This is a genomic window from Paenibacillus phoenicis, from assembly GCF_034718895.1.
Classification (GTDB): domain Bacteria; phylum Bacillota; class Bacilli; order Paenibacillales; family Paenibacillaceae; genus Fontibacillus; species Fontibacillus phoenicis.
In genome coordinates this window covers 3,040,893-3,065,000 of the sequence record NZ_JAYERP010000001.1, presented here as the reverse complement: position 1 = coordinate 3,065,000, position 24,108 = coordinate 3,040,893, and the positions used below count along the sequence as shown (strand labels likewise).

18 protein-coding genes, 11 tRNA genes, 2 rRNA genes and 1 pseudogene (1 of these 32 cut by a window edge) are annotated in these 24,108 nt (G+C 49.2%); 27 read left to right on the top strand and 5 right to left on the bottom strand.

Going from position 1 to position 24,108, the window contains the following annotated elements; all coding sequences use genetic code 11:
- The 20 genes from U9M73_RS14615 to glmS all read left to right on the top strand — a co-directional run.
- Positions 1-1,639 (top strand): 23S ribosomal RNA (locus tag U9M73_RS14615); it begins 1,291 nt to the left of the window's first position.
- Positions 1,640-1,854: 215 nt separating this feature from the next.
- A 5S ribosomal RNA gene (gene rrf / locus U9M73_RS14610) occupies positions 1,855-1,971 on the top strand.
- Positions 1,972-1,976: 5 nt separating this feature from the next.
- Positions 1,977-2,049: transfer RNA gene (locus tag U9M73_RS14605), tRNA-Asn, on the top strand.
- Between the two features lie 70 nt (positions 2,050-2,119).
- A tRNA-Thr gene (locus U9M73_RS14600) sits at positions 2,120-2,192 on the top strand.
- A gap of 11 nt (positions 2,193-2,203) precedes the next feature.
- Positions 2,204-2,278, top strand: a tRNA-Glu gene (locus U9M73_RS14595).
- Positions 2,279-2,307: 29 nt separating this feature from the next.
- Positions 2,308-2,383, top strand: a tRNA-Val gene (locus U9M73_RS14590).
- A 7-nt stretch (positions 2,384-2,390) separates the two neighbouring features.
- Positions 2,391-2,465, top strand: a tRNA-Gln gene (locus tag U9M73_RS14585).
- 13 nt (positions 2,466-2,478) lie between these two features.
- Positions 2,479-2,554: transfer RNA gene (locus tag U9M73_RS14580), tRNA-Lys, on the top strand.
- A 9-nt stretch (positions 2,555-2,563) separates the two neighbouring features.
- Positions 2,564-2,647, top strand: a tRNA-Leu gene (locus U9M73_RS14575).
- Positions 2,648-2,654: 7 nt separating this feature from the next.
- Positions 2,655-2,729 (top strand) — tRNA-Gly (locus U9M73_RS14570).
- Positions 2,730-2,738: 9 nt separating this feature from the next.
- Positions 2,739-2,815: transfer RNA gene (locus tag U9M73_RS14565), tRNA-Arg, on the top strand.
- A gap of 30 nt (positions 2,816-2,845) precedes the next feature.
- Positions 2,846-2,922: transfer RNA gene (locus U9M73_RS14560), tRNA-Pro, on the top strand.
- Between the two features lie 12 nt (positions 2,923-2,934).
- Positions 2,935-3,008: transfer RNA gene (locus tag U9M73_RS14555), tRNA-Gly, on the top strand.
- A 335-nt stretch (positions 3,009-3,343) separates the two neighbouring features.
- A complete protein-coding gene (gene ppc, locus U9M73_RS14550; RefSeq protein WP_009226543.1) occupies positions 3,344-6,145 on the top strand; it encodes a phosphoenolpyruvate carboxylase in 2,802 nt (933 codons plus the stop codon).
- Between the two features lie 274 nt (positions 6,146-6,419).
- Positions 6,420-6,995: an RNA polymerase sigma factor SigW gene (sigW, locus tag U9M73_RS14545; protein ID WP_323077804.1), complete on the top strand. Its 576-nt coding sequence runs from the start codon at positions 6,420-6,422 to the stop codon at positions 6,993-6,995.
- Positions 6,996-7,138: 143 nt separating this feature from the next.
- Positions 7,139-7,759 (top strand): zf-HC2 domain-containing protein, encoded by a 621-nt coding sequence (locus tag U9M73_RS14540; protein ID WP_260071138.1) that lies wholly within the window; start codon positions 7,139-7,141, stop codon positions 7,757-7,759.
- Positions 7,760-8,011: 252 nt separating this feature from the next.
- A complete protein-coding gene (cdaA, locus tag U9M73_RS14535) occupies positions 8,012-8,842 on the top strand; it encodes a diadenylate cyclase CdaA (protein ID WP_009226540.1) in 831 nt (276 codons plus the stop codon).
- Positions 8,835-10,223, top strand: a complete 1,389-nt coding sequence (locus U9M73_RS14530) for a CdaR family protein (RefSeq protein WP_260071137.1) — start codon at positions 8,835-8,837, stop codon at positions 10,221-10,223. Before cdaA ends, U9M73_RS14530 begins: the two co-directional genes overlap by 8 nt.
- A gap of 101 nt (positions 10,224-10,324) precedes the next feature.
- Entirely contained in the window at positions 10,325-11,665 is a 1,341-nt protein-coding gene (glmM, locus tag U9M73_RS14525; protein ID WP_260071136.1) for a phosphoglucosamine mutase, read from the top strand.
- Between the two features lie 1,015 nt (positions 11,666-12,680).
- Positions 12,681-14,513, top strand: coding sequence for a glutamine--fructose-6-phosphate transaminase (isomerizing) (glmS, locus tag U9M73_RS14520; protein ID WP_036646334.1), 1,833 nt, complete (start codon positions 12,681-12,683; stop codon positions 14,511-14,513).
- A 540-nt stretch (positions 14,514-15,053) separates the two neighbouring features.
- Here the strand turns inward: glmS and U9M73_RS14515 are convergent.
- Positions 15,054-15,785, bottom strand: a pseudogene (locus U9M73_RS14515) (IS110 family RNA-guided transposase); the annotation flags it as partial.
- A gap of 417 nt (positions 15,786-16,202) precedes the next feature.
- Here U9M73_RS14515 and U9M73_RS14510 point away from each other — a divergent pair.
- The 5 genes from U9M73_RS14510 to U9M73_RS14490 all read left to right on the top strand — a co-directional run bounded on the left by U9M73_RS14510 (position 16,203) and on the right by U9M73_RS14490 (position 19,627).
- Positions 16,203-16,535, top strand: coding sequence for a winged helix-turn-helix transcriptional regulator (locus tag U9M73_RS14510; protein WP_323077803.1), 333 nt, complete (start codon positions 16,203-16,205; stop codon positions 16,533-16,535).
- Between the two features lie 326 nt (positions 16,536-16,861).
- Positions 16,862-17,590 (top strand): NAD(P)-dependent oxidoreductase, encoded by a 729-nt coding sequence (locus tag U9M73_RS14505; RefSeq protein ID WP_323079140.1) that lies wholly within the window; start codon positions 16,862-16,864, stop codon positions 17,588-17,590.
- A 14-nt stretch (positions 17,591-17,604) separates the two neighbouring features.
- Entirely contained in the window at positions 17,605-18,057 is a 453-nt protein-coding gene (locus U9M73_RS14500; protein ID WP_323077802.1) for a DUF2269 family protein, read from the top strand.
- 135 nt (positions 18,058-18,192) lie between these two features.
- Positions 18,193-18,357 (top strand): hypothetical protein, encoded by a 165-nt coding sequence (locus U9M73_RS14495; RefSeq protein ID WP_323077801.1) that lies wholly within the window; start codon positions 18,193-18,195, stop codon positions 18,355-18,357.
- A gap of 523 nt (positions 18,358-18,880) precedes the next feature.
- Positions 18,881-19,627 (top strand): hypothetical protein, encoded by a 747-nt coding sequence (locus tag U9M73_RS14490; RefSeq protein ID WP_323077800.1) that lies wholly within the window; start codon positions 18,881-18,883, stop codon positions 19,625-19,627.
- A gap of 164 nt (positions 19,628-19,791) precedes the next feature.
- Here the strand turns inward: U9M73_RS14490 and U9M73_RS14485 are convergent, their stop codons facing one another.
- Positions 19,792-20,373 (bottom strand): TetR family transcriptional regulator, encoded by a 582-nt coding sequence (locus U9M73_RS14485; RefSeq protein WP_323077799.1) that lies wholly within the window; start codon positions 20,371-20,373, stop codon positions 19,792-19,794.
- Positions 20,374-20,533: 160 nt separating this feature from the next.
- On the opposite strand from U9M73_RS14485, the gene U9M73_RS14480 reads away from it, so the two are divergent.
- Complete coding sequence (locus U9M73_RS14480) at positions 20,534-21,427, top strand: ketopantoate reductase family protein (protein ID WP_323077798.1); 894 nt, start codon at positions 20,534-20,536, stop codon at positions 21,425-21,427.
- Positions 21,428-21,526: 99 nt separating this feature from the next.
- On the opposite strand, the gene U9M73_RS14475 is transcribed toward U9M73_RS14480, so the two are convergent.
- Genes U9M73_RS14475 through U9M73_RS14465 form a run of 3 tightly spaced genes read right to left on the bottom strand, consistent with a single transcriptional unit; the run spans position 21,527 to position 23,304 of the window.
- Positions 21,527-22,390: an arylamine N-acetyltransferase family protein gene (locus U9M73_RS14475; protein ID WP_323079138.1), complete on the bottom strand. Its 864-nt coding sequence runs from the start codon at positions 22,388-22,390 to the stop codon at positions 21,527-21,529.
- The gene (locus U9M73_RS14470) at positions 22,390-22,962 is read right to left on the bottom strand and encodes an NADPH-dependent FMN reductase (protein WP_323077797.1); all 573 of its coding nucleotides are present in this window, start codon (positions 22,960-22,962) and stop codon (positions 22,390-22,392) included. The genes U9M73_RS14475 and U9M73_RS14470 overlap by 1 nt, the downstream gene beginning before the upstream one ends.
- Positions 22,963-23,007: 45 nt before the next feature.
- Positions 23,008-23,304, bottom strand: coding sequence for an EamA family transporter (locus U9M73_RS14465; protein ID WP_456094086.1), 297 nt, complete (start codon positions 23,302-23,304; stop codon positions 23,008-23,010).
- Positions 23,305-23,597: 293 nt separating this feature from the next.
- Here U9M73_RS14465 and U9M73_RS14460 point away from each other — a divergent pair, with 293 nt between their 5' ends.
- Complete coding sequence (locus U9M73_RS14460) at positions 23,598-23,990, top strand: VOC family protein (protein ID WP_323077795.1); 393 nt, start codon at positions 23,598-23,600, stop codon at positions 23,988-23,990.
- Positions 23,991-24,108 lie beyond the last annotated feature (118 nt).

Here is a 24,108-nt window from a genome sequence, read left to right as displayed (position 1 = left end):
AGTGAGAATGCCGGTATGAGTAACGAAAAGATCAGTGAGAATCTGATCCGCCGAAAGCCTAAGGGTTCCTGAGGAAGGTTCGTCCGCTCAGGGTAAGTCGGGACCTAAGGCGAGGCCGAAAGGCGTAGTCGAAGGACAACAGGTAGAAATTCCTGTACCACCGTAATCCGCTATGAGCGATGGGGTGACGCAGTAGGGTAGTGACGCGAGCTGATGGATGCTCGTCCAAGCAGTGAGGCTGGTGTGTAGGCAAATCCGCACACCGATAAGGCTAGGCTGTGATGGGGAGGGAAAATTGACAGTACCGAAGGTCATGATCTCACACTGCCAAGAAAAGCCTCTAGCCAGGAGAAGGTGCCCGTACCGCAAACCGACACAGGTAGGCGAGAAGAGAATTCTAAGGCGCGCGGAAGAACTCTCGTTAAGGAACTCGGCAAAATGACCCCGTAACTTCGGGAGAAGGGGTGCCTCGGTAGGGTGAATAGCCCGAGGGGGCCGCAGTGAAAAGGCCCAAGCGACTGTTTAGCAAAAACACAGGTCTGTGCGAAGCCGCAAGGCGAAGTATACGGGCTGACGCCTGCCCGGTGCTGGAAGGTTAAGGGGAGCGGTTAGGGTTTAGCCCGAAGCTGTGAACCGAAGCCCCAGTAAACGGCGGCCGTAACTATAACGGTCCTAAGGTAGCGAAATTCCTTGTCAGGTAAATTCTGACCCGCACGAATGGCGTAACGACTTGGGCGCTGTCTCAACGAGAGATCCGGTGAAATTTTAATACCTGTGAAGATGCAGGTTACCCGCGACAAGACGGAAAGACCCCATGGAGCTTTACTGCAGCTTGATATTGGACTTGGATACGATTTGTACAGGATAGGTGGGAGCCTAGGAAGCCGGAGCGCCAGCTTCGGTGGAGGCGCCGTTGGGATACCACCCTGATCGTATCTAGGTTCTAACCTGGTGCCGTGATCCGGTACGGGGACAGTGTCAGGTGGGCAGTTTGACTGGGGCGGTCGCCTCCTAAAGAGTAACGGAGGCGCCCCAAGGTTCCCTCAGAATGGTTGGAAATCATTCGAAGAGTGCAAAGGCAGAAGGGAGCTTGACTGCGAGACTGACAAGTCGAGCAGGGACGAAAGTCGGGCTTAGTGATCCGGTGGTACCGCATGGAAGGGCCATCGCTCAACGGATAAAAGCTACCCTGGGGATAACAGGCTTATCTCCCCCAAGAGTCCACATCGACGGGGAGGTTTGGCACCTCGATGTCGGCTCATCGCATCCTGGGGCTGAAGTAGGTCCCAAGGGTTGGGCTGTTCGCCCATTAAAGCGGTACGCGAGCTGGGTTCAGAACGTCGTGAGACAGTTCGGTCCCTATCTGTCGTGGGCGTAGGAAATTTGAGAGGAGCTGTCCTTAGTACGAGAGGACCGGGATGGACGCACCGCTGGTGTACCAGTTGTTCCGCCAGGAGCACAGCTGGGTAGCTAAGTGCGGACGGGATAAGCGCTGAAAGCATCTAAGCGTGAAGCCCCCCTCAAGATGAGATTTCCCCGTATGTAAGACCCCTTGAAGACGACAAGGTTGATAGGCCTGAGGTGGAAGTGCCGTAAGGCATGGAGCTGACAGGTACTAATCGGTCGAGGGCTTATCCAAAATTCACCCCAAAAAGTGAAGCGGAGGCTTCGGAGAGTACACCGAGTACTTTTCGGGGACCCCGGGAACTGAATAGGGGCTAAAATGCAAATCTAGTTTCGTATCCAGTTTTCAAGGATTCAACCTTGAACCGATTTTTAGCTGCACGCCTTTTATAAGGTTTGATCTTTTGCTGAAGCGGAAAGCGCGGAAGTAAAAGCAGCGCAAAAATCATGTTTGGTGGCAATGGCGGAGGGGTTCCACTCGTTCCCATCCCGAACACGACCGTTAAGCCCTCCAGCGCCGATGGTACTTGGACCGAAGGGTCCTGGGAGAGTAGGACGCTGCCAAGCAATGTTCCCCGATAGCTCAGTCGGTAGAGCACTCGACTGTTAATCGAGTTGTCACAGGTTCGAGTCCTGTTCGGGGAGTCAAATCCCCAGAAAGTGACGATTTGCTTCGAAGCATATTCCGATTACTTTCTGGGGACCCCAAAAATTTGCTCTCATAGCTCAGTAGGTAGAGTGCATCCATGGTAAGGATGAGGTCGCCGGTTCGATCCCGGTTGAGAGCTTCCCTACATATGGCCCGTTGGTCAAGGGGTTAAGACACCTCCCTTTCACGGAGGTAACAGGGGTTCGAATCCCCTACGGGTCACCATCTTCTTTCATATGTATTCCCAGATATCTGGAGGCTTAGCTCAGCTGGGAGAGCATCTGCCTTACAAGCAGAGGGTCGGGGGTTCGATCCCCTCAGCCTCCACCATAAATATTGGGGATTAGCCAAGCGGTAAGGCAACGGACTTTGACTCCGTCATGCATAGGTTCGAATCCTATATCCCCAGCCATTTTTCTAAGTAAGAGCCATTAGCTCAGTTGGTAGAGCACCTGACTTTTAATCAGGGTGTCGAAGGTTCGAGTCCTTCATGGCTCACCAGTTTTCCTTGCGCGTGTGGCGGAATTGGCAGACGCACTAGACTTAGGATCTAGCGTCTTTGACGTGGGGGTTCAAGTCCCTCCACGCGCACCATCTATGCGCGGACGTGGCTCAGCGGTAGAGCATCGCCTTGCCAAGGCGAGGGTCGCGGGTTCGATTCCCGTCGTCCGCTCCATCTTAATACGCGCCCTTAGCTCAGCTGGATAGAGCGTTTGACTACGAATCAAAAGGTCAGGAGTTCGAATCTCTTAGGGCGCGCCACTTTTTCAATTTCATATTTCACCTTATTGACGGGATGTAGCTCAGCTTGGTAGAGCACCTGGTTTGGGACCAGGGGGTCGCATGTTCGAATCGTGTCATCCCGACCATCTCTTTAAGGTGCGGGTGTAGTTCAATGGTAGAACTCCAGCCTTCCAAGCTGGTAGCGTGGGTTCGATTCCCATCACCCGCTCCATACATAACAGCAACATCATCGGATAAGATGATGTTTTTTGTTATAATTTTAACCTTATTACCATTGCGGCCTTCCTCCCGGGTATAAAAGTTTTCTATCGACGCCTTATACCCTTGCGTTTTACTGCTTTACCGTGTTAAGGTAAGTAAAGTTGCGACGGAATCGAATCCGCAGTCATAGCGTCCAAGAATTTCTTACAAATTAAGTGAAGATTTTCAGGTCAGTTTGTTGTATGATGTTAGGAAACGCTTGGCGCACGTCATTAGGTCTAACCGACAAAGATCATGACCATGCTGAATTTAGCATGCTGCATTGGGATGAAAAGGGGGAGAAACATGACAGAGTTAACGGTTACCGCAGGTAAAGGCAACTCGAATAACCTGCTTCGGCGCGACATTCGTTTTTTGGGCAATATTCTAGGAGAGGTCCTGGTGCATCAGGGCGGCAATGAGCTCTTGGATATTGTCGAGAAGATACGTGAAGCCAGTAAATCCCTGCGGGCTGTATTTTTACCGGAGTTACATGAAGAGTTTAAGGGAATGATCAATTCTTTAGAACCCGGCATCCGTCATCAGGTGATTCGTGCATTTGCGATCTATTTCCAATTAGTGAATATTGCGGAGCAGAACCACCGCATTCGCCGTAAACGCGATTATGAGCGTTCTGCAGGGGAAGAGGTTCAGAGCGGTACGATCGAGGCCGCTGTCCGCGATTTGAAGGAACAGGGTTTTAGTTATAGCGAAGCTCAGGAGCTCCTGAGCGGCATGTCTCTGGAGCTGGTCATGACCGCCCACCCAACGGAAGCGATGCGCCGTGCGATTCTGGACATCCACAAACGGATCGCTGACGATGTCATGCAGTTGGATAACCCCACGCTGACCTTCCGCGAACGGGAGCAATTGCGGGAGAAGCTGCTTAACGAGGTCATTACCCTTTGGCAGACCGATGAATTGCGGGATCGCAAGCCTACCGTACTGGATGAGGTCCGAAATGGGATGTACTATTTTCACGAAACCTTATTCCATGTGCTGCCTGAGGTTTATCAAGAACTGGAACGCTGCCTGACCAAATACTATCCAGAGCACTACTGGCACGTCCCAACGTACTTGCGCTTCGGCTCGTGGATCGGCGGCGACCGGGACGGAAATCCTTCGGTAACCTCCGACGTGACCTGGGAGACGTTGCGGATGCAACGTAAACTGGCGGTGCGCGAATATCAGCGGATTTTGTCCGATTTGTTCAAGCACCTTAGCTTCAGCACCACCATCGTGGACGTTACGGACGAGCTGATGGCTTCCATTCAGCGGGATCGCCTGCAAGTGACCCTGCGCAAAACGCAGCAATGGAACAACGAGAAGGAACCTTACCGTATTAAGCTGACGTATATGACGGAGAAGCTGCACAATGTTCTGGATGATAGCACAAAGGATACGCCAGAGCGTTATCCAAACGTAGAGGCATTTATCCAGGATTTGAAAATCATCGACCGCAGCTTGCGTCATCACTACGCAGACTATGTGGCGGATACGCATATCAAGAAGCTGATCCGTCAGGCGGAGCTGTTTGGCTTCCATACTGCCACGCTGGATATCCGTCAGCACAGTAAAGAGCATGAGAACGCCATGACGGAAATTTTGGCGAAAATGAATATTGTGGAGAACTATGCCGAGCTGGAGGAGCAAGAGAAGATTCAACTGTTGGAACGGTTGTTAAACGACCCGCGTCCATTAACTTCTCCTTATCAGGATTACTCGGAGAGCACAAGAGAATGTCTGGACGTATATCGTACGGTGTATCAGGCGCAAAAAGAATACGGCACACAGTGTATCACCAGTTACCTGATTAGTATGACAGAGGCGGCCAGCGATATCCTTGAGGTCATGGTCTTCTCGAAAGAAGTAGGCTTGTTCCGTAAAGAAGCGGACGGTACCGTCGTTTGCACGCTTCAATCGGTTCCGCTGTTCGAAACGATCGACGATCTGCACGCCGCACCAGGCATTATGCGTCAGTTGTTCAGCATGCCGATTTACCGGGAGTCGGTGGCGGCGATGAACGATCTCCAGGAAATTATGCTCGGCTACTCCGACAGTAACAAAGACGGCGGCGTAGTTACAGCAAACTGGGAGCTGCGCGTAGCCTTGAAACAAATCACAGCGACGGCCAATGAATTTGGCATTAAGCTGAAATTCTTCCACGGGCGCGGTGGCGCGCTTGGCCGCGGCGGCATGCCGCTCAACCGCAGCATCCTCGTGCAACCGCCGGAGACGATCGGCGGCGGTATCAAGATCACGGAGCAAGGCGAAGTGATCTCGTCACGTTATTCCTTGCGTGGTATCGCGTACCGCAGCTTGGAGCAGGCGACTTCGGCGCTGATCACCGCAGCGATTCAAGCGAAGCTGCATCAAGATCAAGGGCCAAGCGCAGAAGAACAACGCTGGGAAGAGATCATGAGCGGCATTTCCGAGACATCGCTTCAAAAATATCAGGACCTGGTTTTCCGAGAGCCGGATTTCTTGAAGTTCTTCCGTGAGTCAACGCCATTGGTCGAAGTGGGTGAGCTGAATATCGGCTCCCGTCCATCCAAGCGGAAGAACAGTGATCGGTTTGAGGATTTGCGGGCGATCCCTTGGGTGTTTGCCTGGACGCAAAGCCGGTATTTGTTCCCGGCATGGTATGCGGCTGGAACCGGCCTGTATAATTTCTATCAAAATAATGAAGAGAACCTCAAGGTTCTTCAGGATATGTATCAGAACTTCTCGTTCTTCCGCACGGTGATCGATACCTTGCAATTTGCGTTGAGTAAAGCGGACTTGGTCATCGCGAAGGAATACGCCAAGATGTGCAAGGATGATGAAGTGAGGGAGCGGATCCTGGGTCAAATTGAAGAGGAATTCCATTTGACGCGGGAAATGGTGCTGAAGATTTGCGGGATTTCAGAAATTTTCGACAACCTTCCTGGCCTGCAAGAATCAATCCGATTGCGTAATCCTTATGTTGATCCGCTGAGCTATTTACAGGTGCAGCTGTTAACGGAATTGCGGTCTGCGCGTGAAAAAGGGCAGGATGATGCCGAACTGTTACGTGAAGTGCTGCTTACGATTAACGGAATTGCTGCCGGACTCCGGAATACGGGCTGATCCATTATTGGCTCAGGATAGGGATGCCAAGCCAGACCTTCTTCATAAGAAGGTCCGGCTTTTTTGCTGTTGGCTTGGCTGGATGTATTGCATTTTGGGATAAGTTGCTTTAACATTTGAATGAAGTGCCGACGACTGGAAGTACCCTTTCAAGGATTTAATGGTCAGGATTCGGATCAAGGACGACCTATTACATTGCCTTAGACCAAGGGACGAATAGCCGGACAGGCAGGGTACAAGTACCTGAGCCCTTCCAACCGATTTGGGGGAAAATATGGTGGTGGAACATTTCGATGCAAGACTGGTGAAGCTGGCCCGTAAAGGGGATCAGGAAGCCTTCGCCGAACTTGTTGATCTATATAAGGATAAGCTTTATCATCTCGGATACCGGATGCTGTCCAACCGGCACGAAGCGGAAGATGTCGTGCAGGAGACGTTCTTAAGGGTACATAAAAACTGGAACCGCTACGACGAAAAACAGAAGTTCTCAACCTGGATTTACCGGATCGCGACGAACTTGTGTATTGACCGACTGCGTAAGCGGAAGCCAAGTTATTACTTGGACGCGGAGATGAACGATCAGGATGGCTTGGACGGATACACTCTGATTCCTGGGGATGAACGGACACCGGAAACGGAATACTTGCTGTCGGAAACGCAGCTAACGATTCATCAAGCGATCGAAGGCTTGCCTGCCAAATATAAGTCGGTGATCGTGCTCCGTTATTTGCAGGAACTGTCGCTGCAGGAGATCAGCGAAGTTTTGGATATGCCGGTGACCACGGTGAAGACGCGGGTTCACCGCGGACGCGAATTTTTACGTAAAAAACTGGAGCATAAAATGCTCTGAAATTTGGGCTCCGCCCGGGGAATTATTTTTTGAAACGAATTCTGCAGCATTACGTATTGTAAGGTAGGATGTAGGACGACTATGATCTTAGCCGTGCCTTCCGCATTTCGCATAGATTGATACTACTGAAAGGATTGGCTGATATGGAATGCAAACATGCCTCATCTTTGATGCATGATTATCTGGACGGCGAATTAAGCCGCGACCAAGCCGAACAGCTGAAGCAGCATCTAGACGAGTGTCCGGATTGCCTCAAGGAATTCAGGGAATTGGAACGAACCGAAATGATGTTGTTTGCCACCATCAAGCAGCATAGCAACATCTCGGCTCCCGATGAACTGGTGAACCGGATCATCAGTCAGATTCCAAGTCAACCCAAACAGCAGGCATGGATCCAGTGGATCAGACGCCATCCGGCGTTGACAGCGGCAGCAATGTTCTTGCTGGTGATGTTATTCAGCGCGGTATCGCTTTGGGATAGCGACGATCAGCTGGTCGTAAAAGGAGCGGGTCTGGATCAGGTCATCATTCAGGGCGATACGGTCACGGTACCAAGTGACGCCGTGATTGCCGGGAACTTGACCATTGAGAACGGGAAAGCCGAAATCTATGGTGAAGTTCAAGGCAACCTAACCGTAATTGATGGCTCCTATTACCAAGCCTCCACGGCGCATATTTCGGGCGAAGTTAAACAGATCGATCAAGCGCTGGACTGGATCTGGTACCGGATCATCAATACGTTTACGGAAGTCGCCTCTAGGTGATCGTAAGGCGATAATGAGTTTTTGGGCGCCCTTCCATCGGGAATTGGCGCTTTTTTTATTTTTTGGGACCAGGTAAAAATTTGCAATCGTTACGAAATGAACCTATTTTTGCTGGACGCTTGCATCTGACATGTGAACGTTATAACCTAGTATTTAGGGGAAACTTATAGAGACAGGCGTGAATGAAGCTGTACATATTGTTTCCTTGTTGGCGGGCCAAACGTCCGCAAGGAACTTTCCGGGGGTCGCAGCATGAACTATTTTGCGAATTTGACTTGGCAGGATACCATTAAGGATGTCATCGATATCCTAATTGTTACCTATATAATATATCACTTGATTTTGCTTGTCCGCGGAACACGGGCCGTTCAGTTGCTCAAGGGAATTTTAGTTCTGGTCTTTATTTGGGCCGTAAGTACCTGGTTCGACTTGTATACGCTGAAATGGCTGATGAATCAAATGTTTACGTTTGGCGTGCTGGCGATCTTCATTATTTTCCAACCGGAGCTTAGACGTGCGCTGGAGCAGCTTGGCCGGGGCAAGCTGTTCGGGCGAAACAGCGCGGACGAGGAAGAGTTTGGCAAAGAGATCGGTGAAATTATAAAAGCCGTGAATTATTTATCGCGCCGGAAGATTGGGGCTCTGATCGTGTTTGAACGCGATACGGGGTTAAATGAATATACCGAATCGGGAATTCCGATGCAGTCGATTATTTCTTCGCAGCTGCTGATCAACATCTTTATCCCAAATACGCCGCTTCATGATGGAGCCGTGATTATTCAAGGCCACCGGATCTCTGCGGCCGCCTGTTATTTGCCGCTGTCGGAGAATCCGTTCATCAGTAAGGAGTTGGGTACAAGGCACCGGGCAGCGATCGGAATTAGTGAGGTCGGAGATGCTGTCTCGATCGTCGTATCGGAGGAGACGGGACAAATTTCGCTTGCGATTGACGGTCAGGTCGTCAGGGACATTAACGAGGAGTCGTTGATTTCCAAGCTGTATGCGGAATTAGGTCCGAACTCGCGCACCCAAGACAAGCGCAGCCCGTTCCGTAGACGGAAGGAGGCCGACAAAAATGGATAAATGGCTAACTCACAACAATTTTGCCAAGGTCCTTGCGCTGGTGTTTAGTATCATGTTGTGGGCGATGGTTCATTTGGACAGCGGGACTCCCGTAGACTCCACTACCTTGGCGCAGTCGCGTTACATCGACAACGTCAAAATCGAAGTGACCGGATTTGACGAGGACAAATACGTTTTGTACGATCTGGATCCCAGCACCGTGCGTATGGAAGTGAAGGGGAAACGGATCGATTTGACGACGAATTTCTCGGATTATAAGGCGAGGCTAAATCTGGAAAATCTGGGACCTGGGACATTTACCCTTCCTTTAACCCATGAGCTTCCTCCTGGGGTCCAACTGGTCTCCATGGAACCCTCCATCGTAAAGGTAACGATTGAAGCGAAGGAAACCCGGACGATTCCCGTGACCATTGTCACGAAAGGGGAGCCGGCCGACGGTTTAGTGCTTGGGACGCCAATTGTTGCCGGGAGCGGCACCGTTGATGTGACCCTGCCGGCGAGTGAGGCGCAGGAGCTGAGCAAAGTCGAAGGTACGGTGGATGTGACGGGACTGAAGGAATCCGTTAAAGGCAAAAGTGTCAAACTGACAGCATATGATAAGCAAGGGATGCCCATGGAGAATGCGAAGATTTCACCTAGTTCCGTGGTTGTAGACATCCCAATCAATAAGCTATACAAAAATGTGCCGATCGAAATACGCAAAACCGGGCAATTACCTTCCGGATACGTCTTAACCGATGTGGATATTGACGTAGAGGGAGTCGTTCTATACGGTACAAAGGAAGCGTTGGAGGGTATATCCTCCTATCCGTTGACGGTGGATCTAAGCCGTTATAACGGTTCGAATGAGACTAAATACTCGGTGGACTTGACTCCTCCAAAAGGTTTTGAGAAAATCGAGCCGAGCTCTGCCACGATCACATTGCATGTAATGCCCGGAGGACAGAAGCAGCTGGACGACATCCCGATCACGTTGAAAAATGTCGGATCCATGTACGATGTCAAGTGGATCCGGCCAACTGAGCCGAGCTTGAGTCTGACAGTGATTGGGGCCAGCGTGGTGTTGGACGCGCTCCAGCCGGAGAACATTCAGTTGACCGCTGATCTTGCACATCTGGGGGCGGGGACGCATACGATCCCGATTGAGATTAAATTGCCGGAGGGTGTGGCTCTGGCCGACCCGAACACTTCATTGTCCGTGGACGTGGAGCTGACGGAGAAAGGAAATCCAACCTCCGGTGTTCCTGTGGAGCATCCAAATCCGTCAGACGGTACACAAAGCCCAGCCGGTAATGGATCATCGCATGGATCGCCATCTCATCAAGAGGATGGAAGCAATGCGACAGACGACGATACCTCAGGGAACGGTAATGGCACGTAACATGAACATAAGCAGACAACGACGAACATAGACCGGTCAGACGCCTCCTGGGAGATGAGGAGAACGGTGCGGTACTGGCAAACAGTTGAAGGAGTGAAATCATGGGGAAGTATTTTGGAACGGATGGCGTAAGAGGAATTGCGAATAAAGAATTAACAGCAGAACTGGCTTACCAGATCGGCCGCTGCGGCGGTTATGTGCTTGCAGGGCAGGTACCTAAGCCCAAGGTTGTCATTGGTATGGATACGCGTATTTCCGGCGTAATGCTGGAGTCTGCGTTGGTGGCGGGGCTGTTGTCGATTGGCGCCGAAGTAATTCGACTTGGCGTCGTGACGACACCTGCGGTTGCTTATCTCACTCGCTTGCTTAAAGCGGACGCGGGCGTCATGATTTCCGCATCCCACAATCCGGTGGAGGATAACGGGATTAAGTTCTTCGGCAGTGACGGCTTTAAGCTGTCGGATGAAACGGAGCTGCAAATCGAAGAACTGCTCGACAAGGCTGTCGACGAGTTACCGCGGCCGATCGGCGGCGACTTGGGGACCGTGACGGTGGACAATGAATCGAAGCTGAAGTACCTTGAGCACTTGAAAACGACGATCAACTCCTCGTTTAAAGGGCTGAAGGTGGTGTTGGATTGCGCGAACGGGGCGGCCTATGAGCTGGCACCAAGATTGTTCCGCGAGCTGGGAGCCGAAGTGCATACGCTGGCAGCTGAGCCTAACGGGCTCAACATTAACGATCATTGCGGATCCACGCATCCGGAGCGGCTGAAGGAAGAAGTCGTTCGACTTGGCGCTCATGTAGGGCTTGCGTTCGACGGCGACGCGGACCGGTTGATTGCGATTGACGAGCTAGGTCAAGAAGTGGACGGCGACTATATCCTGTGCATCTGCGGCGATGCAATGAACAAAGCCGGTAAGCTGAAAGACAGCACGGTTGTCTCGACAGTGATGAGTAATTTTGGCTTCTATAAAGCGGCCAAGAAATTGGGGCTGGCTACCCAGCAAACTGCAGTAGGCGACCGCTATGTTATGGCGGAAATGCTGCGAGGCGGCTACAATCTGGGCGGGGAGCAGTCCGGTCACGTGATTTTCCTGGACTACAATACAACCGGGGATGGCATTTTGACGGCGATTCAGCTGGTCGATACGATGCTGGCTTCCGGCAAGCCGCTTAGCGAGCTGAAGAAGGTCATGAAGCAGTATCCGCAGGTGCTGGTGAACGTTCGCGTACAGGACAAGAGCAAGTTCGCGGGTAACGCTGTGATTGCTGAAGCGATTGCGGAAGTAGAGCAAGAATTGGGCGATAACGGGCGCGTGCTGGTTCGGCCGTCGGGAACGGAATCCCTCATCCGCGTTATGGCCGAAGGGCCGGAGAAAGCGGAGCTGGAGAAGCTGGTCGCGCAAATTGTAGAGGTTGTAGAGAAGCAGTTGGTGTAACGACCTGATTGTTTGGTTCATGATATAGGACTTTGAGAACCGCCGGACGGGTGAGGATGCCTGTCGGGCGGTTTTTGCTAGGGAGAGGGCGTCTGTTTGGCTCTCTTTTTGACGATTATCCCGTTGCATCAGGTTGAGGAGAGGTGAAAAGCAGGTGCAACTTAAGGGCATTAAATGCCTCATTCGGGTGTGTATTCACCCAGATCTGAACGAAAGGGATCATGGTGCAAAGTGTCGGGCGAAAAGGGAAATGAAGGGCCAATAAGGGACATTAAAGCCTTAAGTTCCATTAGGGTACAGGGGGACAAGCTCGACGGGAGAAGGAATTCCCGTTTTTTTCTAGGCCAATAGGGTAAAAAACACGGTTCGACGAATCAGGACAAGATGATCATTGCCAAATCGTGTGAAGGTGCATATAATTAAGCATATTCGAGCAGAGAAAGTGAGGGTAGTTAGGTTTACCGGATTTTAAGCGCCAGAACTTCATTGTGCGCGTTTCGTTTGGACCGATTTAGGAAATCGGCGCGATCAAGGGAACGTTGTTGAGAAGCAGGGGCGGAAGGCTGGCTTGCAGCGACAACGGTGAATCCTTGAGGCGTTATTATCGGTTCAAGCGTACGGCAAAGCGAAGTTGACGAGGTGGAGGTGTTCGGAATGTTCGGCGGGGGCCTCCCGGTGCTGCATCGCACCGTAACCGTATCGGCAAAAGGATGGGGCGACCTTTCCCACAAACCGTGCGGGCAGATGGATAATCACATTCATAGATCGTTCATGAATGTACGTAAGCAAGTGACGCGGAAAGAGCCGCGGTAGACGGAGCAATCTGGACATTCGTGAAAAAATGAATGAAAGTTGCGTAACGTTTGAGTGATGATCAATCTGTTGATGATTGGTTGGATATATTTTTTTACAATTGAATAGTTCTGTCTCGGTGTACCGCGTAAGGCTTCTTCCGTGTTTCATTTCTTACGGCCAAAAAACCATCTTGTAAGAATGAAACGGAGGATAAATGATTATGTGTGGTATTGTTGGATACATTGGGAATCGGGATACGCAGTCGGTGTTGCTTGAGGGATTAAAGAAACTGGAGTATCGCGGGTACGACTCCGCAGGGATTGCTGTGTTTACGTCGGAGGGTCTGAAGATTGCAAAATCGCTCGGCCGTCTGGCGAACCTGGAATCCAAGCTGGAGGATGCACCGCTCAAGGGTTCGGCCGGGATTGGTCACACCCGTTGGGCTACGCACGGCAAACCGTCTGACGTGAATTCTCATCCGCATACCGATCATACCCAGAAATTTTCGGTCGTGCATAATGGGATCGTCGAAAACTATCTGGAATTGAAGGAAGAGCTGATCAGTCAAGGGTATGTCTTTGTTTCTGAAACGGATACGGAGGTCATTTCCCATCTGGTCGCTCGCGAGTATCAAGGCGATATCGTGAAGGCGGTTCAGAAGGCGATCAGCTATATGCGCGGCGCTTTTGCACTTGGGGTGCTGACGGAGTATGAACCTGACAAACTGGTGGCTGTCCGTCAAGCTAGCCCGTTGATCATTGGTCTTGGCGAAGGCGAGAACTTTATCGGCTCCGACATTCCTGCGTTGTTGAATTACACGCGGAACGTCTATATTTTGAACGATGGCGAGATGGCGGTGCTGACGAAGGATTCTGTCGAACTGATGACCATCGAAGGGAATTTTATTTCTCGGGAAATGATTCGTGTCGATTGGGACGCTGTCACCGCGGAAAAAGGCGGGTTCGATCATTTCATGCTGAAAGAGATCCACGAGCAGCCGAAGGCCTACCGGGACACGATGCTGGGCCGCATCGACGAAAGCGGACGCAAAGTCGTGTTGCCTGGCTTGAAACTGACGGACGAGAAGATCCGCAGCCTGAGAGCGATTCATATCGTTGCTTGCGGTACGGCTTATAACGCCGGTCTGGTCGGCGGGACGGCGATCGAGCAACTCGTACGCATTCCGGTGATGACGGACGTCGCTTCGGAATACCGTTACCGCTCGCCGTTGATTACGCCGGATACGCTCGTGATCGTTGTCAGCCAATCGGGCGAAACGGCCGATACGCTGGCAGCACTGCGTGAAGCGCAAGCAAACGGTGCCCATGTGCTGGCGATCACCAACGTGGTTGGCAGCTCGATTGCCCGCGATGCAGACGATGTGATCGCTACGCTCGCTGGTCCGGAAATCGCCGTCGCTTCGACGAAGGCGTATACGTCCCAGTTGATTGCCTTTTACCTGCTTGCTCTGTACATGGCTCAGGTTCGCGGTACGCAAAGCGAAGATCAAGTGGCTCATGTGATTGCGGCCATGCAGTCGCTGCCGGAGCAGGTGGAAAGCATGCTGGCTCAGGCCGATGTGGTGAAGGCTTATGCGGAGCAAATTGCTAGCAATGAGCATCTGTTCTTTATCGGTCGCGGTCTCGACTATTCCGTCGTGCAGGAAGGTTCGCTGAAGCTGAAGGAAATTTCCTACATTCACTCTGAAGCGTACGCTGCCGGTGAGTTGAAGCACGGCACCCTGGCCTTAATCGAAGAAGGCGTTCCGGTGATTGCGCTGGCAACCCAGGAATCTGTGCTGGAGAAAACCGTCAGCAACATCAAGGAAGTAAAAGCGCGTGGCGCAGAAGTCATGGCGATCACGCACGAGGAGCATGTGCCTGACCTGCTGAAGTCGGTTGACCAAGCGCTGTCCATTCCGAAGACGCTGCCGCTGCTGACACCAGCCCTGTCGGTCGTACCGCTCCAATTGCTCGCTTACTACGCTTCCCTGGCTCGCGGCAACGACGTCGACAAGCCACGGAACTTGGCGAAGAGTGTGACGGTGGAGTAAGATATCATAATCTGGACTCAATAATGTCTGGTGACATTAAAGTTAGTGCCTAGACATTATAGTTGGTACCTTTACAACAAAGTTAGTGCCTTTACAATAGAGTTGGTATCTGAATGTTTATTTAACAGCCGTTCTTGGTTAAAATGGAATTAAGACCATCTAGTATTACAGCAAAACAATTTAAATCTAATGGCTTCGCCCTTTGTTTTAGGGGGCGAAGCCATTAGTCGTTTTTAGGGATTATAACGGACAGCTCGCTATAGGCCGTTTTATGGAAACCAAAATGGAGGTGTTATTTTGTCTAAACGAGGCACAAGAAAAGAAAAGCTGCAAACCAACTACATTAAAAAAGGCAGGGGTCAGGGAGTTGGAGAAAATTATCAACCCTTTATTCAGGCACATGACAATAAAATTGCCTCAGAAGGATGGCTGGCACGACATAAAGGGTGGAAAACTAAAAGGATTCACCACACCTTGTCTGAGCATGAAAGAAAGTACTTATATTACTGTGAATGGCTTGATGGAGTGACTGATATACGGAAAAGGGTCGAGCCGTTTGGCTACCTCCGTATCCAGTTCGAGAATCTGCTCATTCAGAAAATCGACATGCGTGAGCATGGTTTTCAGCATGATCCGCTGGTGGGCACTCATGTTTCCACGCAAGGCTAATTCCAGCTCTTCTTTCTTTTTCTTAAGCGTCCGCCTAGCGAAGGCAGCCAGCTTTTCCGGATCTTCTTCGCCCTCGATCATGGCACTCATCATATCGCGGCTGCTTACGCCCATAATGTCGGAGACTACAGCAGCGAGTTTAATATTGGCGCCTTCCAGGACCTTTTGGACCCGGTTATGTTCACGGGACCGTTCCTGAATCAGGCTTCTGCGGTAGCGGACCAATTCACGAAGTTCGCGTTGGTTACGATCAGGAATATAGCTGGGCTTCAGCAGCCCATGCCGCAGCAGATTGCAAATCCACTCCGCATCCTTCACGTCTGTCTTCCTGCCGGGAACTGCTTTGATGTGCTGGGCATTAACGACCAGGAACTGAATCTCTTCGGCTTCAAGCAGGTTGACGATAGGTTTCCAGAAAACGCCGGTACTCTCCATGGCCACATGCGTACAGCGATGCTGCTTGATCCAGTCGATGAGATTGAGCAGGAACACCGTGTGTGTGCGAAACGTCGTAATCTCCTTTCCTTCGGGAGTCATAACGCAAGCGGTGATGGACTTCTTGTGAACATCCAAACCGCAAGCACGCTCGATCAGGATATCCATAACATTCACCTTTCTACGGCAATTAAAGTTGAGGACTGGGCAACAACCAGAAAAGGATTACTCTACCCCGCGTGCTTCCAAAAAGGAGCGACATACCGTGGTGCACCGTGGCCGTTGTAGTCAGACTAACGGATGGGTTCGCGACACCATAGCTTAACGACCTTCCTCACCAGCCGTAAGAACAGTATAAAACGCCGCATCAAAATTTTCATTACGCTGTGGTGCCCCGAGAGGGACATGGATGGCTAACGGGTACGTTAGTTGAAAGCTGCCGGCGGGAATCTGGCAACTTTATTTTTCTTGTGGGGATAGAAATCAATCCGTCGGCATTGATTTGTTTGCACAGCTCATGTAGACTTTTGTAAAGTGTTTACTTTGGATAATGCATTTACGTAAAAGAAAGGAGATGATTTAACCATGATTCATCAGCGTGAATGTCCAGTTGAGACACTCATTCATGTTTTAGGCGGCAAATGGAAGCCAATGATTTTATGGAATTTGATTGAATCCAATAAGCGATTCAACGATCTGGAAAAGCTTATACCTAATGTTTCACAAAAAATGCTTTCACAACATCTTCGAGATTTGGAATGCGAAGGCATAGTCGAAAGAACGGTCTACCCTACCATCCCTCCGAAAGTAGAATATTCCCTTAGTGAATACGGCAAAACATTGATCCCAGTAGCAGAAGTCATGTGTGCTTGGGGAGAAAATCATAATAAGCGGAAATATGAAGAATCAACGTCTTAAAGCTGGTTCAATGGACTTATAAATTAATTCAATCAACTCATAACAAAAGCTGCCACGGGACACCGGGCAGCTTTTGTTTACCGACAGTCGGCACTCTTGTTAGAAATAATTTCAGGACTTGGGATAATAAAGCTGTAGTATCGCCAACCATCTTTAGAAATTTCCTGTTCTCCCGACCTCCGCGAGAACAGTTACGGCATCCCTTTTTGTCATGCTTACTTTTAAGTAAGTACCCTACTTTAAAGTGGGTTCTTACCATAATTTCGAAGCGATGCTAAGCTTGAGTTAACTCGATTTTAGGAGTCATGTAAATGGAGGAAAGAACAATGAAAATTGTTGTTTTTGGAGCGACGGGGAATACAGGAAAAAGAGTGCTGGCGCAAGGGATAAAAATGGGGTATGAAATGACCGCATTTGTGCGAAATGCTGAAAGGCTTTACAATCAATTAGGTGAGCATTCAGCACAGCATGTGAAGGTGATCGTAGACGATATTCTGGACCCGGCCAACGTCGGCGAGGCGCTCACGCATCAAGACGCCGCTATTATTGCAGCCGGTCATGCGGGTCAGGGAGAAGAGTTCGTTCGTATCGTCGATAACATTATAAGCCAATGCGAATTCCAAACTAGTTTCTCTGGGCGGGTATGGATAATGGGAGGTGCCGGACTGCTGGATATTCCATATACCGATCTTATCGGCAACAATTTACCCGGCTTCCCGCCTGAGTATAAAAATCACAACCGGAATTTCGAGCGGCTACAGCAGACTCAACTCGATTGGTCCATTATGTGTCCGGGAACAATGATTGATTCGATAAAGCATCCAAATCCGGTTCATCTGCATGTAACAACCGAAACCTTGCCGATTCCGATTTCGGAGACGATCAAGGAATATTCCGAAGCAGATATAGCCGGTCACTTGTTCAGCCGACTTCAAGAATTGGCTGTTGCTTATGACGATGTAGCGAAATGTATGCTGGACCATTTAGAGCTTGGAGGTGCGTTTAAAAGAAAAAGGGTCGGTCTAGCCTATCAAAGCGATATTCCGGTGTACTGAGGAGAAGGGGATAAGTGTTTAGATTACTGCTCGTTTTGCATCTATTGGCTTCAATCGCCATCATTGGTCCCGCTTTAGTGATGCCCATCATTCGAAGATCCGCTAGAACCGTCGGCCAGCTGCGTTTTGCTTTTGGTATATCGACCAAGCTTGCCATAATGCCTAAAATTGGCGGAGTCGTACTTATTATAACCGGGGTTTGGCTTATGATCATAACCAAGACGGGCTTCTCCCAAATGTGGCTGAATGTATCGATCCTTTTATCGCTGCTCATGGTCGCCATGATCGACGGATTGATCGAGCCGCGGATCAAAAAGATTATAAAGATCGTATCTAAAAGTCAAGACCAGGGTAATGAAATACCCGCCGAGTTCGGACTGTTGATGAAAAGGATCGTACCCATCGAGACGGCCGCACAGTTGCTGATGATTGCCATATTGGTGCTTATGGTTGTTAAACCATTTTAAAGAAGCCGAAGACTTGACCACATTTTGCCCACTAACGCATCGTAAACATCAGTATGAGAAATTACGAATGTGGAAAAAGCTACTTCCACACATAAGATAATATGGTTACAATTAGAATTCATGGATGTTCCCTAGATGAAGGGCCTAGGGGCCGTGAATTTTCTTGGTGAAGACCCCGGCTTGGCCGCTCTATACGATTTGGCGCTGCTCAGCACCATTGTACGGATGTTCGATAGTTTCTTCCATGCCGTAGCCATGATCCTTTCGGAATTAAGCTATCGAAGAACGTTAGTTAAATGAAACAGCGACAGTCTAGGACAATATTTTCTTGTCCTTGGCTGTCGCTGTATTCATTTCTAGGGCCAGTCTAATCCTTATTTTATGGAGTCTGACAATTTGACGATTCGAATTGCCGAGTAGAATAAGGAGATTCAGTCTAACACTTTATTTTCTTATGACATTAGGGCTTGCTGAACAAACGAAAGAGTGAGTAATTACAAGGGTTTAAGACCTCATTTGTCGAAATCAAATGTAAGGAAAACAGGGGCCACCCACGAAAAACCGTGCACTTGGAGGCGACAATATTGTAGATAGTTAACCGAGTGCCAAATGATCATGCCAGGCAATTTTTCCCCATCATTACTGCTGGTGACGAATCTCGAAAAGAGACTCCGGGTTCTCTTTTTGCCTATTCTGCAATGGCTTCCGTCCCGACTTCCCGTCTCTCCGGAAACGTGACCCGTTCAGCAAGCCCTATCTAGACCGCGATGTCCGTTATACGGTAAACCGTCTTGCCGTTCTAAAAGCGGAAGCGGATGTGTCAATGTCAGATGATATTCTTTCACGCTCCTTCGGTGTATTTATAGCGAAAAACGGGGGGATTGAAGGGGATTATATAAAAAAAATTGAAAGATTATGGTTAGAAGCAAAAGAGGCATTAGAGCGTAAACCAGATCCGATCGAGATCAAGATCGCGTCTCAAAGTGGGATACCATTAGACATATTGGAACGACTAAGATTGCGATTAAACCAAAATGCAGGCGATTTACCAACTACCATAAGCGGGTGGGTGGACTGGACCCTAAATTGGCTTGTCGAAGATGCCGAATCTCGGGCTCATCTGCTTCAAGATGTACATAGGTCTGCACTTGTAGCTACCGGTCGGACTTCAACATCACCACTAGATGGTGCTGTTTTATCTTCCCTTCTTCCTGGGATAAAAGGATGGATCAACGGTAGGCCTCTTAATGAGTTGGAGAGTTTGTTAGGTGGCAATCCAGAAGGAACGACAGATACAGCAAAAATGTGCCTGCGTGCACGTGAGTTAATATCGACTTTTATTCCAAGGGGGCTATCTTTTATTATGATGGTTGTCTCTAGAATGGTTGAGGAACTTGACCTTTATACAATTCAAGAAGATCTCGAAAAAAGTTTGGTAAACAGCTTATCAATTGCAACAAGGAAGGGCTTTGATAGTCTAGATAAGATAGAATTCGCGAATGCACGCAAAAATATTTATGGTCGAGTTCAACTACACAAGCTTTATGAAGAAAAAGGAGAAGAAAACTAAATCAAGGTTATAAAGAACTGTGAACCATGGGGCTGCCGCGGCGGCCTAGGTAGAAACTTAATATAGCATTGCGGATTGTGAAATTTTTTGGATGACAAGCAAGGGGGGTTAGTTACCAACTCTAATGTCAACGAACAAAGCGGGGTTGCCATAGCAACCCCGCTTTATTTTTGCCTGCCGTCGGTGAGAACTCCCAAGCCTTCCATGATATAAGGTCGAACCATGTCTACTAATAAATCGGTTCGATTCTTTTCCCCAACCGTTAACCAATGGTGGGCTGCGCCATAGATTGCTGAGGCTGTCATAGCCGAAACGATCTTGGTATGGCGGTGGTCTGTAGAGTGCCCTTTGGAAAGAATGCTTTCGATCGTTTGCTGCAACATTTTCTTTATCATTTCATCCACAAGCTTCGCAATCGATTTAGAATCCATTCTGCAGATCTGATAAAAATCCACAATGTAGCGGTATGTCAGCAAGATCAGCTGGTCACAGATTTCAGCTGTAAACTCCTGCGCGTTCATCACTTGCTCGGGAACCATGTCACGGAAAAACTGTTCGGTGTATTCTTCAAGCAAAGCATATTTATCTTCGTAATGGGCGTAAAAGGTGGCGCGGTTAATGGTAGCTTTCTGTGTAATCTCCTTGATGGATATTGCATTAAAGTCTTTACTCCGCAACAACTCTCTAAATGCTTCTCGGATGAACTGTCGTGTGCGCATGACCCTTGGATCTTCCTGATTGACCATATCCCTGTCCCCCTCTAAAACATCAAATATCAAAATGTGTTGTTTTGGCAACTTTCCTCTGAATCTGTTTGTTGAAATCATGATCATGCAGTACTACGATTTTATCAGACATGTGTTGCTTAAGCAATTGATGTCGAGTTTCCAGAAAGGAAGGAACGCAATGAACTCAAAACAACCTCGACTTTTGATATTTGGTGCTGGTGTGATTGGTAGTGTATACGCCCTCCGATTTGCACAGTACGGATTAGACGTAACCGTGTTAGCGCGAGGAAAGAGACTGGATGTACTGAAACAGAACGGATTGCTTTACAATGAAGAGGGGATCGTTAAGCAAATACCGATCAAGACGATCGAAAAGCTGGAAGACGATGACATTTATGATTTTATTTTGGTTCCCGTACGATATGATCAGGCCGAATCTGCCCTTACTGCGCTCAAGCATAATCAGAGCAAAACCATTGTCACCTTGACGAACACCGTTGGATATGACCGCTGGCTTGATATCGTGGGAGATCGGTTGCTCCCCGGATTCCCGGGTGCAGGCGGAGACATTAAAGAAGATGTTCTATACGCCCAATTTGGTTCTGAAAAACATCAAGGCACCATTTTTGGCGAAATCAATGGACAGATTACCGAAAGAGTGAAAGAGCTTGCCCAAATCCTTGAATCGGTAAATTTACACTATGAAATCCAACCAGACATTCAAGCCTTCCATATTTCCCATGCTGCATTAGCAATCGTCAACAAGCATTTCTATACCAATGACGGCATGATGGATGTAGAGTCGGCAAGAAGTGTGAGTACGCTAAGCAAGATCGCTGCAGAGATGAAGCAAAATCTTCGCCTGGTAGAGCAAGCCGGAATTCCGGTAATCCCAGCCGAAACGAAGGCAATGGGTGAAATGCCCGACGACGTGATGATCTCCCGTTACCGCCAGATGCTGACCAATGACTTTATCATTGATGTAAAGCTTGGGAACCATGCCGTCAGCCAAAAAGCAGAAATCATGTTATTAGATGAAATGTTTCATAAAAAGCTATCTAACCGAACATAACTTTTGGACAGGTTAGACACAAAAGGAACAGCGGCAGGCTAAGACTTTATTTTGCAAGTCCTAGTCCACCGCTGTTTCATTTTTGGGGGTTGCCCCTCTTTATTTCATATTTACCTTCTTCCACTCCTCATGATATTTCCACACTTGCTTCCATAGTTCATCGCGCTCTAGCTGGCTATAGCTGACCAGATGCTCCTGAAACACGTCTCCCAGCATTTCCAGCCATTGGGATTTGGTGCGAAGTTCTGTTTTTTCGATGCCCTTGCTGTCTCGCTTGGTCCATATACATCCTCTCAGTTCATTACTGCCGGTGGCGTGTCTATGCCGAACAAGAAATAGCTGAATCCAGGGCGACTCCGGCGATCGGCTGTAAAATTCATGCTTGGGTTTAAACTCTTCCAGGTTCTCTAATTCATCCGGGGCATAATCAACACCCGCAAACGATGTGTTTGGGGCGTGAACAAGCCGCCAACCGCCTTCCACCACGCCGGACTTCTCGACTTGATACACCAACGGACCTTGCTCGTAAGTGCCCATCTGCAGCGGAATCGGTTCATAGGGCATATCACCCAACCCCACGTCGATGATGTATCGTTGTTCTTGCTGCTGTTCATTGGTCAAGCTGACAGTGAGCCCGAGGTGAAAGGAGTTAATGCGAGGTTCCTGACCCGGAGGTTGGACACCCGCTCGATGCCAAAAAACACGGTAGCCCAGTGAACGAAGCAGAACGCTGAACGCACCGTTCAAGTGAAAACAATACCCGCTTCGGTTGCTCAACATCAGACGGACGCACTCGCGTAAATCGATCGGAGTTGGTCTGCCGGCAACGATATCAATGGTCTGCCAAGAAATGGTCGACACATGGGCCCTGTGAAGCTGAGTGAGATATTCAAGGGTTGGCGGTTGTATGTCCTCAATGCCAATTCTTTTTAAGTAGGCTTTGATTTCGGCGGGGGTCATCATCATGTTTCCATCATCACTTTCGCAGGTTGCTTGCTGTTATGCCCCAGCTTCTTCACCAGTACGATAAATTGTTCGACGGCTTGGTCGATGCGCTGGATGACCTCCATATCTTGAGGAACCCCATCCGCATCAAAGACCGATTGGCCCTCCCCAACGGATATCCATTCCGGACACAGGATGCCATGAAGATTCCGGATGATGCTTTGGAAATGGAGAAGTGAACTGACTCCCAGAGGACCGCCTGCCGAGCTCACAGTCAAAAATGGCTTGCCAGTCACGTGGCTGTTGTCCAGGTAATCCAGCGCATTTTTTAAGGAACCGGAGATGGAACCATGGTACTCGGGAGTGGCTAAGATGAGGCCGTCAGCTTGCTTCACTGAATGGATCAGAACGTCGGCTTCCGGGGGGACGACCTCTGAGTCAGGAGAATAGAGCGGTAATTGCACAGCCGCCAGATCGATAATTGAGACCTGAATGTTTCTCGATTTCAGAACGTCTTCGATATAACGAAGAATACTTGTGCTTGCAGCGTTGTGCCGGTTGCTTCCGGCGATCAGGGTAATATGCATCATTATGACCTCACTTAATTCGTTTGCTTAAGTTGCTCCGAGGAAGATCTAGAAAATTTCCACGACATATTCATTCCAACAACCTAATGTAATGCAAGCCAGAACGAGCAAGATAGTTCCGGTCGTTTGCGACCAGCCGCTGCTGCCATTCATGATATATATGAACACAATGCCGCTTGCAGACAGAAGAAGAGACAGCTTCTCCGTCCAGGTGGTTTTTTCTTTCAAAAAGAGGGAAGCGAATAGCATCGTGACCACAGGCGTCATGGCGCTGATGATGCCCCTTCCGCGGAATCTGCATGCTGAAGCCCAAACGTTTGCAAAACAAAGTAAGCGATCGGGTATAATGAAGCGAGTAGCACCAAGGAGAATAATGGTTTCCCACGGAAGCCCAGTTTGACGAATCCAAACAACGCAGGAACATAAGTTACGCCAATCACTGCCGCATTCAGGATGGCAACGAAATAAGCAAGTTTCAGTTGCGGAATCACCTCCAGACCAACGAGTTCGAGGAAGCCCCCGTTACATCTCGTATATTGGAAGAGGGATTACCAATCGTTCTTTCCGGGATGAAGACATTGATTGAGACAGACAGTTCGTTAACTTTCTAGTGGCACATATAAAGGAGGCAGAATTAGATGAAAATCGTAGTGACAAGCCTGTTCGTTCAAGATCAGGACAAGGCGTTAGAGTTTTATACCCAAACCCTGGGTTTTGTAAAAAAGCATGACATTCCTGCCGGAAAATTTAGATGGATTGCATTGGTTTCTCCCGATGAGCTGGATGGGACTGAGCTTTTACTCGAACCAAATGACCATCCTGCCGCCAAGGAGTATCAACAGAAGTTGTTCGCCGATGGCATTCCGGCCACGATGTTTGGTGTTGCAGATACTCACAAAGAGTACCAACGCTTATTGGAACACGGGGTGAAGTTCACGATGGAGCCGACTCAAATGGGCGAGAACACCATCGCGATCTTCGACGATACCTGTGGTAATTTGATCCAGATTATTGATTATAAGAACAAATGATGATATCCCGATCACGCTTCCTGAAACTGGCGCGCTGATTTCATTTGTTTATGACAAGATCTGTCACTATTATCCCTTATCATAAACAAAGAAATCTCACCAGACGTTACAAGGAGTG